Raw genomic sequence first — 4,604 nt, 5'->3', positions numbered from 1 at the left:
GCGGCCTGAGGCCCCAAGAGCGAGGCAAAATAACCCGCCAAAGCGGCCAGAGCGCCTTTCAAAAAACGCCCATCCGCCTCGTGCGCTAAATATCGACTCCCATGCAAAACCCTCCTCGGGGAGAAGGTGGCCGCGAAGCGGCCGGATGAGGGGGAGTCCGTAAGCCCCGAGTCAGCGCGCCCGGAATGAAGCGATCAGGCTTTCGGCCATGCGCACGAATTGCGCGCTCGGGCCTTCGGCGCCGACGCTCTGCATCGAGACGCGGGCGCCTTCGAGCAGCAGCGACAGCGTGTCGGCAAGCAGTTCGGCCTGGCCGATGCCGGCATCGCGGCAAAGCGCTACCAGCTTCTCGCGCTGGGCTTCCTTCAGTTCCTTGATGACGCGCCTGGCCGGGTGGTCGGCCTCGGTGAGCTCGACGGCGGCATTGGCCATGTCGCAGCCGCGGCTGTCGGCGCTGAGCAGTTCCGAAGCCTTCTGGACCCAGGCATGCAACTGGGCGAGCTTGTCGCCGGGATGCTGGGCCTCGAACTCGTCCCAGATCCTTGAAGCCTTCGCCGCCGTGGCGCGCAGGCATTCAACGACCAGCTCGTCCTTGGACTCGAAATGGCGGTAAAGCGTCATCTTGTTGGTGCCGGCAGCCTCGGTGATGGCGTCGACGCCAACGCCCTTGATGCCGTGCTTGTGGAACATGTCCTGCGCCGTCTCCAGGATCCGATCCCGGGGACGGGAACGCTCCGCGACGCCGTCACTCATGATGATCTCCTTTCGTCGTTTCCAAAAAAACCGTCGCCACCTCTTGACTAGGGTGTTACCGGTCTGTAACTTTTAGATGTTACTTACTGGTAACACCTATATCACTCCCCGTCAAACGACAAGGCCCTCCGATAGCCTGCCAGAGTGAGATAGGACGAAAAAGCAGCCTGTCATGCGGCTTCGGCCGGTGAAAAAGAGAAAAGCGGTCCGTGATCAATCGATGCGGACCGAGCAAGGAGCCGCTCCTATGCAAAAGCGCAAAGACCTGACGATCGACGAAGCCGTCCGGGATCCGATGATCCGGCTGGTGATGAAGGCGGACGGAATCGACCCCAAAGCCTTCGAACGGATGCTGCGCCAGCGCGCGGCGAAACAGGCGCCGGATGATGAAATCCTGCCTTCCTTCCTGCAGGATTCCGGTTCCGGCCGGACCCGGCGCCTGCGTCATTTCGCAAAGCCCTTCGTCGAGGCATGCGCATCATGGTAAACTTCTTCGTCCACCGCCCGATCTTCGCGTCCGCGATCGCCATCATCATGGTGCTCGCCGGCGCGATCGCCTATTTCCTGCTGCCGGTCTCGCAGTTCCCCGACATCACGCCGCCGCAGGTCGTGGTCAGCGCCCACTATCCGGGCGCCAGCGCGCAGGTCGTGGCCGATACGGTCACCACGCCGCTCGAGCAGCAGATCAACGGCGTGCAGGGCATGACCTACATGTCGTCGACGAGCTCAAATGACGGCTCGTCCACCATCACCATCACCTTCGACGTCGGCTATCCGCTGAGCACGGCGGCCGTCGACGTGCAGAATCGCGTCAGCCAAGCGGCGTCCTCCCTGCCGGCAATCGTGAACCAGGGCGGCGTGACGATCAAGAAGCAGAACCCCAATTTCGTGCTGATCGTCGACCTCACCTCGCCGGACGGCTCGGTCGATCCCGTGGCGCTGAGCAACCTTGCCTATCTGCAGGTGGTCGATCCGCTGAAGCGCCTGCCGGGCGTCGGCGACGTGCAGATCTTCGGCGAGCGCCGCTATTCGATGCGCGTCTGGCTCGACCCAGACAAGCTCGCCAATCTCGGTATCACCGCCGTCGACGTCCAGAACGCCATCGCCGAGCAGAACGTGCAGGTCGCGGCCGGCAAGATCGGCCAGTCGCCGGCGCCGGCCGGCACCGCCTTCGAAATGCAGGTCAATGCCGTCGGCCGCCTGAGCGACCCGAAGGAATTCGGCGACATCGTCGTGCGCGCCAACTCCCAGAACGGCTCGCTTGTGCGGCTGCGGGACGTCGCCCGCATCGAGCTCGGCGCGCTGCAATATTCGTCATCCGCCTTCTTCGGCAAGGACCCGACGGTGGTTTTGGCCGTCTACCAGATGCCCGGCTCCAACGCGCTCGACCTGCAGCAGCGGGTCAAGGACAAGATGCAGGAGCTGTCGCAGCGCTTCCCGAAGGGCGTCCACTACGCCATGCATTACGACACGACGCGCTTCGTGTCGGCCTCGATGCATGACGTGCTGATCACGCTCGGCGAGGCGCTGGTGCTGGTCGTGGCGGTGGTGTTCATCTTCCTGCAGAGCTGGCGCACCACCATCATCCCGACCATCGCCATCCCCGTATCGCTGATCGCGACGCTGGCGATCATGTATATGCTGGGCTTCTCGCTCAACATGCTCTCGCTGCTCGGCATGGTGCTGGCGATCGGCCTTGTCGTCGACGACGCAATCGTGGTGGTGGAGAATGTCGAGCGACAATTGGAAGCGGGCTTGAAGCCGCTTGCCGCGACGCGCGCGGCGATGGCCGAAGTGACCGGACCGATCATCGCCACTACGGCGGTGCTGATGGCGGTGTTCATTCCCGTCGCCTTCATCCCGGGCGTCTCCGGCCGGCTCTACAACCAGTTCGCGCTCACCGTCGCGATCTCGGTCGGCATCTCAGCCTTCAACTCGCTGACGCTATCCCCTGCCCTGAGCGCCGCCTTCCTGCGCCATCGCGGCGAAACCCAGTTCGTGCTGTTCCGCTGGTTCAACGCCGGCTTCGACTGGCTGTCCCATGCCTATGCCCACGGCGTGCGCATCCTGATCAAGCTGCGCTGGGCGATGCTCGGCCTGTTCGCGGCCGGCCTCGTCGCCACCTATTTCGTCTGGCAGAAATTGCCCTCGACCTTCCTCCCAGTGGAGGACCAGGGCTATTTCTTCGTCGTCATCCAGCTGCCGGACGGCGCTTCGCTCGAACGCACCGACGCGGTGGCGCAGAAGGCGCGCGACATCCTGCAGAACACGCCCGGCGTCGACATCGTCGGCTCGATCAGCGGTCTGAACTTCCTCACCAGCGCCGCGCAGTCGAACTCGGCGGTGGAGTTCGCCATCCTGAAGCCCTGGGATGAGCGCGGGCCTGACCAGAGCGCCTCGAAACTGGTCGAACAGGTGCGCGGCAAGCTCTTGCAGATGCCGGATGCGTTCGCGCTGTCCTTCGATCCACCGTCGATCCCGGGCCTCGGCACCACCGGCGGCTTCGAGTTCCAGGTGGAGGATCTGTCGGGACGCGGCAGCGCTGCGCTGAACGATGTGACGCAGGCGCTGATCGCGGAGGCGCGCAAGCAGCCCGAGCTCAATCCGCAGCAGCTGTTCTCGTCCTTCTCGACCTCGACGCCGCAGTTCAACTACGACCTTGACCGCAGCAAGGCGAAGCTTCTCGGCCTCAACCTGCCCGATGTGTTCAACACGCTGCAGATCTATCTCGGCTCGCTCTACGTCAACGACTTCAACCTGTTTGGCCGCACCTTCCGCGTGACCATCCAGGCCGACAAGGACGCGCGCGCCGACGCCACCGACATCTCCAGGCTCTATGTGCGCAACGCGTCGGGCGGCATGGTGCCGCTGAGCACGCTGGGCAAGCTGGTGCCGATCGTCGGACCCGAGACCGTGCCGCATTACAACAACAATGCCTCGGCCCTGATCAATGGCGGTGCTGCCCCCGGCTTCTCGTCCGGTCAGGCGGTGGCGGCCATGGAGCGGGCGGCAGCGAACGTGCTGCCGCGCGACTTCGGCTACGAATGGACCGGCATCACCTTCCAGGAGCTCAAGGCCGGATCGATCGCCTCGGTCGTGTTCGGGCTGGCGATCGTCTTCGTCTTCCTGATCCTGGCGGCGCAGTATGAAAGCTGGGCGATGCCCTTCATGGTGCTGCTCGCCGTGCCGCTCGCTCTGTTCGGCGCCTTCGTGGTGCTTTTGCTGCGCGGCATGCAGATCGACGTCTACTCGCAGATCGGCTTCGTCATGCTGATCGGCCTCGCGGCCAAGAACGCGATCCTGATCGTCGAGTTCGCCAGACGCCGGCGCGAGGAAGGCCTCACTATCGTCGAGGCCTCGATGGAGGCTGCGCGGCTGAGGCTGCGGCCGATCCTGATGACCGCCTTCGCCTTCATCCTCGGCGTGCTGCCGCTGATGTTCGCGACGGGCGCGGGCGCGGCCAGCAGGCAGTCGATCGGCACCACCGTCTTCGGCGGCATGGTGGCGGCGACCATCCTGTCGCTGGTCTTCGTGCCTGTCTTCTACGCGGTGATCGAACAGCTGCGCGAGCGCGGCGAAAAGGAACCAGCCGAGGGACACCACGACGCCCCTGAGCCAAAGGAAATTGAACCGACCGCCGAGCCGGCGCTTCAGCCGCTCGCCCAGGCGGCCGAATAGGATTGGAGAGCAAAATGCGTAGATGGAAAATCGCTTTAGGCGCCGCCGTCGCGGTGGGCGCAGTGTCGGTTGCAAGCGTCCACCTGCTGAATCCGGGCTATCTCGGCGGCGGCACGGCGGGCGCGGCGCCCGCCCCGGCGGCCTTCGTCATGCCGGTGCCGGGGGTGAATGTC

3 protein-coding genes are annotated in these 4,604 nt (G+C 64.6%); 2 read left to right on the top strand and 1 reads right to left on the bottom strand.

Translation table 11 applies throughout. The features are described 5' to 3' along the window. Positions 1-171 precede the first annotated feature (171 nt). Positions 172-753: a TetR/AcrR family transcriptional regulator gene (locus tag EOA24_RS28175; protein ID WP_126078646.1), complete on the bottom strand. Its 582-nt coding sequence runs from the start codon at positions 751-753 to the stop codon at positions 172-174. 172 nt (positions 754-925) lie between these two features. On the opposite strand from EOA24_RS28175, the gene EOA24_RS28170 reads away from it, so the two are divergent. Then, the gene (locus tag EOA24_RS28170; RefSeq protein WP_245467175.1) at positions 926-1,240 is read left to right on the top strand and encodes a hypothetical protein; all 315 of its coding nucleotides are present in this window, start codon (positions 926-928) and stop codon (positions 1,238-1,240) included. Then, entirely contained in the window at positions 1,234-4,431 is a 3,198-nt protein-coding gene (locus tag EOA24_RS28165; RefSeq protein WP_126078647.1) for a multidrug efflux RND transporter permease subunit, read from the top strand. The genes EOA24_RS28170 and EOA24_RS28165 overlap by 7 nt, the downstream gene beginning before the upstream one ends. Positions 4,432-4,604: the final 173 nt, after the last annotated feature.

The sequence above is a fragment of the Mesorhizobium sp. M2A.F.Ca.ET.039.01.1.1 genome (assembly GCF_003998035.1).
In the GTDB taxonomy this organism is placed as follows: domain Bacteria; phylum Pseudomonadota; class Alphaproteobacteria; order Rhizobiales; family Rhizobiaceae; genus Mesorhizobium.
This window is presented reverse-complemented; position numbering and strand designations above follow the sequence as displayed.